The sequence below is a fragment of the Caballeronia sp. M23-90 genome, from assembly GCF_053574605.1.
This window is the reverse complement of record NZ_JBSIPA010000407.1, coordinates 1-5,982: the sequence shown is the minus strand read 5'-3', so window position 1 is coordinate 5,982 and position 5,982 is coordinate 1. Positions and strand designations below refer to the sequence as shown.

Below are 5,982 nucleotides of genomic sequence, written 5' to 3'. Positions count from 1 at the left end.
TAAGAGATCGCGGAGCAACTGGCGGTATCGCGTTCACCGGTGCTGCAGGCCGCGACCCGGTGCGTCCTGGACGAGACCGTCTTTTTTCAGCAGGCGCAGCGCCTGCAGCACCGGTGAACGCGATACCGCCAGTTGCTCCGCGATCTCTTCCTGTGTGATGCGTGCGCCGGGCGCGAGGGAGCCTTCGCTGATGGCGTCGAGCAGCACTTTGTAGACTTCATCGACATAGTCGGTGCGTGCCTGGAGCTTCAGAAGTTTGGCGGCCATGATTGCTCTCGTAATTTCTGGATACAGAGTTCAAGAGCGTACAGGCAGTGTCGGGCAGGTGCAAACGGAAAGGAAAATTCTGCGCCCAAGCGTTTACCTGTAGAGACATGGCTGCATTGCGAAACTAATCTTTGGATACAGAGTTCGGAGTTCAGAAACCGATCTTAAAAATATGACAAAAACGCAGTTCCCCTTATCGATACACCCAGCAGAGGCACACATGAACATCAAGTCAGAAAAGGCGGAAGGGCAGAAAAGCAGCGCTGGCGGCGCGGTCCAGAAGAAACTGGTGCCCTTCGGCGGTTACTACACCAACAAGGTTCCGGGTCACGATCCCGAACTGACCGAAACCGGCCCCGGCACGCCGATGGGCGAATACATGCGCGCGTTCTGGCATCCGGTGTGCATGGCCATCGAGCTCACCGATACCCCGCGCTTCCTGAAGATCCTCGGCGAAGAACTGGTCGCATTCCGCGATGGCAGCGGCGCCGTAGGCGTGCTGCATGCGCATTGTGTGCATCGCGGGGCATCGCTGGAATATGGCGCGATCCAGGAGCATGGCATCAAGTGCTGTTACCACGGCATGGTCTTCGACGTCGACGGCTCCTGTCTCCACGTGCCGTTTCCGAACGGCGAAGAAAAGGAAGCTGAGAAATACGCGTGCTCGATCCAGCAGGGCGCATATAAAGCCGTCGAGCGTCACGGACTCGTGTTTGCCTACATGGGACCGCCCGACAAGGAGCCGCCGTTCCCGGAATGGGAAGGTGATTTCACGGTAGCCCCGACCGACGAACTCGTGCCTTACAGCAATTTCCAGCATTGCAACTGGCTGCAAGTGCAGGACAACGCCGCCGACAACTATCATCCGACCGCGCTGCACGCAGGCAAGAACGTGGTCAACGGCAAGTATCAGGGCACGACTTTCGACGAGGTCGGCGCCAAGTCCATGGAAGTTGCTCCCGACATGCATTTCGCGCCGGTGCAACAGGGACGCAGCCTCGCGTGCGCGGGTGCTCGCCGCGTCGACAAGGACCGCATGTTCGTGCGCGTTCAGCATCAGGTATTGCCGAATCTGAGCCTGCATGCGTACACGTCGGAAGATGGCGCGAAGAAGAAGCTCTTCAGCCGCTTTCACATCATTCGCTGGACCGTTCCCGTCGATGATGAAAATTCGAAGATGATCGGCTGGCGCGTGATGGGTCCGGGAATCGATACACGCGGCATCGGCGATAAATCGCTGGTCGGTTACGAGTCGATCGACTTCCTCGAAGGACAGGTTGCGATGCGGCGTCCGGAGCGCTTCGGCAAATACAAGCTCGAAGAATTGCCGCCGATCCCGACGAATCATCGTGAACGCGAGCACTACAAGGACGCGCAATACGCGCCCGGCGATTACGAGGCCATCATCAGCCAGCGGCCGATCGCCGTGCATTCGCTCGAGAATCCGACCAAGTTCGACGCCGGTCTTTTCCTCTTCCGCAAGATGCTGCGCGATGCGGTTCGCGGGACGAACCCGGCAGCATCGGCCGAGAATTTCGCGGACTGGTTCAGAGCGAACGCGGGCTCGCCCAATAGCTACTGCTCGGGCAACGTGTTCGATCTGCCGGAAGCGGAGACTGTCGAGCAGGAAGTCGCCAACCGGCGCGCGCTGACGAAGAAGCTGGTCGCGATCTTGACGGATAGCGAGGCGCTCAAGGGCGAGGAGCGTGCGCAATTCGTGCGCGAGAAGTTCGAGTCGCTCGAAGCGTCGATGAAGGCGTGAAGGCAAAGGGACCGCGCGTGCTCGATGAGCGTTTGTCTGCACGCGCGGCCCGAGAAAACAATAGGAAAGTTCATGGCAAGTCCAGACAGCCCCCTTGACCTGATGGTGCGGCAGATTCGCTTCGAAGGCAAAGGCATCAACTCGTATGAGCTCGTCGATCCGGAGGGCGCCACGTTGCCGCCGTTCACGGCCGGCGCCCATATCGATATCCATCTGAAAGGCGGTACCGTCCGCCAGTATTCGCTCAGCAATTCACCAAGCGAGCGGCATCGCTACGTGATCGCCGTGCTGCGTGATGAAGCCGGGCGCGGCGGATCAAAAGCCGTACACGACACGCTGCGCGTTCAGGATCGCGTGAAGGTCAGCGCGCCGCGCAACAACTTCGAACTGGCCGCCGACGCCAAGAAGGTCGTGCTGCTGGCCGGTGGTATCGGCGTGACGCCTCTCAAAGCAATGGCGCACCGGCTGGAGGACGCCGGTATCGACTACGAGATGCATTACTGCGCGAAGGATGCGCGCTGCACGGCATTCACCGATGAACTGGCAAGCATCAAGACCGCAGGCCGGTTGCATTTTCATTTCGACAACGGCGACCCATCGGCGGGATTGAACATCGGCGAACTGTTGCGCGAACCTGCCGCCGATACCCACCTGTATTACTGCGGCCCTGCCGGATTCATGAAGGCGTGCGCGGCCGCGGCGCAACATTGGCCGTCGGGCACGGTTCACTTCGAACACTTCAAGGCGCCCGAGCGGGACCTGAGTCAGGAGGTTGCGGGCGCGGTGGGCGAGTTCATCGTGAAGATTGCGAGCACCGGGCAGATGATTCCGGTCACAGCCGACCAGAGCATTGCCGACGCACTCGACGAAGCCGGCGTGCCGATAGAGACATCGTGCCGCGCGGGTTTGTGCGGCACGTGCAAGGTGCGGTACTTGTCGGGCGAAGTCGAGCACAACGACTGCATTCTCGGCGACGACGAAAAGCGCGAATACCTGACCGCGTGTGTATCGAGGGCGACAAGCAGGGAGCTTGTGCTCGATCTATAAAAACGAATTCGCCACGGCGGAGACATCATGTTCTTGAGCTGGATTCGCCGGGTGTTCAGACGAATGTCGTTCGGCAATGCCAAGTTGATTGGTGATTCCGGCTGGTCGCTTGTCAGGTCTGATGACGATCATCGGGATCAGGCGTAGATGATTTCGATGCCGTTGCTGCTGCCTTGTCGTAAGAGTGAGCGTGCCGAGAGGTGAGGGCTGGGCACGGCTTATTTCGGATCCGAAACGTTGAACGGCTTTCCCGGCACCCACGCCCACGTCGCCAAAACCTTCGCGCCCGCAGGCCCTGCGGTCGTGACATGGGCGACATTCGCCGGCATTGCCCAGCTCTCACCGGCGCGGACGACGTGCGCCGGCTGACCATCAACCTGCACCGTGACTTCACCGTCCAGCACGTAAGCGAGTTCCGGTCCCGTGGCTTTATGTCTCGGCTTGGATGCGTTCGGCGGGAACTCCGAAATCCCCATGCCCATCTCGCGATCAGTGCCTGCAACAGGCACGCGTTGCAGAACGACCGTGTCTTTGGCGGCGGCCGCCGAGCCGGCTGCGAATGAAGGCACGCTAATCGCCGCGCTCACGACGACCGCCATGTATCGATGGAACATCATTGCGTCTGCGCCTTATCGGCCAGCGACTCGAGGATCCGGTACGCCGCCGTGACACGCGCGCCGTTCGGGATGTTCTTGTTCGCGAGAATCACGATCCCCAGACGTTTTTCCGGAATGAATGCCACATACGTGCCAAAGCCGTTGGTCGAGCCGGTCTTGTTGATCCAGACATCGTCGCGCGGCGGTTGCGGCGGTTTGAGCTGGGTGACCGGCGTCGCGTTCATGATCATCGCAGGCGCGTTGCCTTCCAGCAGATTTTCAAGCGCGACCGGATAGGGATATTGCTCCCAGATCAGGTCTTGCGTCATTGGTCCTGCATCGAAATAGCCAGTGTGGGTATCGGTTATTGCGCGCTGAAGCTTCGGGTCGAGTTTGACCAGGTTCATGTTCGCCTGGAGGAAGTGCAGCATGTCGGCAGCGGTGGTCTTGATGCCGTAAGCCTCGGACGAGAGCACACCCGGCTTCATCCTGATGGGCGCGTCATCCTTGGTGTAGCCCTGCGCGTAGTCCTTCATTCTTGCTGCGGGCACGTTGATGTAACTGTGCTGCAGACCCAGCGCGGGAAACAGGCCCTGCGTCATGAGCGTATCGAAATCCTGACCCAGGCTTTTCGCGGTGATGAGGCCGAGCGTTCCAATGCCTGGATTCGTGTACGTCCGATACGTCCCCGCCGCGTACGCAGGTTTCCACTGCCTGAAGTACTGCATCAGTTCGTCGATGCTGTTGACGTTGTCGGGCACTTGCAGCGGAAGGCCGCCGGGCGTGTGCGTGCCGAGATTGAGCAGGGTCACATCGCCGAACGGGGTGTTCTGCAAGGACGGGAGATACTTGCTCGTGCGGTCGGACAAGGACAGGTCACCGTCGATTTGTGCCTTGGCGGCAAGCGTCGCGGTGAATGTCTTGCTGACCGATCCAAGCTCGAACAAGGTGTTGCCCGTCACCAGTCTCCTGGGCCGCACCGACGCAAGACCATAGTTGAATACATGAGGCTTGCCGTCGGCGATGACCCCGACCGCGACGCCGGCGATTGCGTATTGCTTCATCAGCGGTTGGATGACGCCGTCCACTTCGCTCTGGATGGTGTTATCGGCGCCTTGAACGACGCTCGAAACCGTGCACGAGAAAACGATTGCTGCAAAAAACAGACGTCCTGCTCTCAATGTCATGTCCCTGATCCTTGGCGGGTTTGGGTGGGTCAAGCTGTGAGGCAGGAGTATCCGGTTTTTCTGAGTGACCGACCATCTACGATAAGTTATTCAAGGCAATAGAAAAACTATCGCTAAAGAATGCGCCGATCACGCCGATATGCATTGCAAGGACACCGTTGCTCAGCTTGTCACCGTGATTGCCATGATTCGGATATCGTGGCGCGGTCGGGGAGTGCGCACGTTTTCGAACTAGAGCAGACAGAAGTGATGATCAAGACAAAAGGCGCCTTTGTTCAGGCGCCTTTTTTTTGTCGGTCATTCGGCGGGCCGGCCGGCCAAACGCCTTTAATGCGCCGACTGAGCCCCACCGAGCGAGTCGAGTTCGGCGAGCACATCGTCCGGCAGCTTCAATTGCGATGCCTGCAGGTTTTCGCGCAGATGCGTGACCGACGACGTCCCCGGAATCAGCAAGATATTCGGCGCGCGATGCAAGAGCCACGCAAGCGCGACTTGCATGGGCGTCGCTTCCAGGCCCTGCGCAATCGTCGAAAGCGCCGATGACTGGATCGGTGTGAAGCCGCCCAGCGGAAAGAAGGGTACGTACGCAATGCCCTGGGCTGCGAGGTCATCGACGAGTGCGTCGTCGCTGCGCTGGATCAGGTTGTAATGGTTCTGCACGCAGACAATCTCGGCAATCCCTTGCGCTTGCTTGATCTGCGTCGGCGTCACGTTGCTCAGACCAATGTGGCGCACGAGCCCCTGGCGCTGAAGCTCGGCGAGCGTCTCGACCTGCTTCGCAATCGATCCCTCGGCCGGCGCGTGGATGTCGCCCATGTTGCGTATGTTCACGATCTCGAGTGCATCGAGGCCGAGGTTTCGAAGATTGTCGTGAACGCCGCGTTTCAGATCTTCCGGCTCGAGGGCCGCGTTCCATGAACCGTCCGCGCCGCGAACGGCGCCAAGCTTCGTGACGATCACGAGGCCGTCCGCATACGGATGGAGCGCCTCGCGAATGATCTCGAGTGCATCGAGGCCGAGGTTTCGAAGATTGTCGTGAACGCCGCGTTTCAGATCTTCCGGCTCGAGGGCCGCGTTCCATGAACCGTCCGCGCCGCGAACGGCGCCAAGCTTCGTGACGATC

At 59.8% G+C, this 5,982-nt stretch carries 5 protein-coding genes and 1 pseudogene; 2 read left to right on the top strand and 4 right to left on the bottom strand.

Features of this window, described 5'->3' with window-relative positions; genetic code table 11:
• Positions 1–45: 45 nt before the first annotated feature.
• A pseudogene (locus ACRXB1_RS28395) lies at positions 46–267 on the bottom strand (GntR family transcriptional regulator); the annotation flags it as partial.
• Between the two features lie 220 nt (positions 268–487).
• On the opposite strand from ACRXB1_RS28395, the gene ACRXB1_RS28390 reads away from it, so the two are divergent.
• Both ACRXB1_RS28390 and ACRXB1_RS28385 read left to right on the top strand, forming a co-directional pair.
• Positions 488–2,029, top strand: a complete 1,542-nt coding sequence (locus ACRXB1_RS28390; protein ID WP_062001678.1) for a Rieske 2Fe-2S domain-containing protein — start codon at positions 488–490, stop codon at positions 2,027–2,029.
• A gap of 72 nt (positions 2,030–2,101) precedes the next feature.
• Positions 2,102–3,076 (top strand): PDR/VanB family oxidoreductase, encoded by a 975-nt coding sequence (locus tag ACRXB1_RS28385; protein WP_449493924.1) that lies wholly within the window; start codon positions 2,102–2,104, stop codon positions 3,074–3,076.
• A gap of 218 nt (positions 3,077–3,294) precedes the next feature.
• Here the strand turns inward: ACRXB1_RS28385 and ACRXB1_RS28380 are convergent, their stop codons facing one another.
• From ACRXB1_RS28380 to ACRXB1_RS28370, 3 genes are all read right to left on the bottom strand, one after another.
• The gene (locus tag ACRXB1_RS28380; protein WP_449493923.1) at positions 3,295–3,693 is read right to left on the bottom strand and encodes a cupin domain-containing protein; all 399 of its coding nucleotides are present in this window, start codon (positions 3,691–3,693) and stop codon (positions 3,295–3,297) included.
• Positions 3,690–4,859 (bottom strand): class C beta-lactamase, encoded by a 1,170-nt coding sequence (ampC, locus tag ACRXB1_RS28375; protein ID WP_449493922.1) that lies wholly within the window; start codon positions 4,857–4,859, stop codon positions 3,690–3,692. Before ampC ends, ACRXB1_RS28380 begins: the two co-directional genes overlap by 4 nt.
• Positions 4,860–5,186: 327 nt before the next feature.
• A partial coding sequence (locus ACRXB1_RS28370; protein ID WP_449493921.1) for an oxidoreductase occupies positions 5,187–5,982 on the bottom strand: 796 nt, incomplete at its 5' end.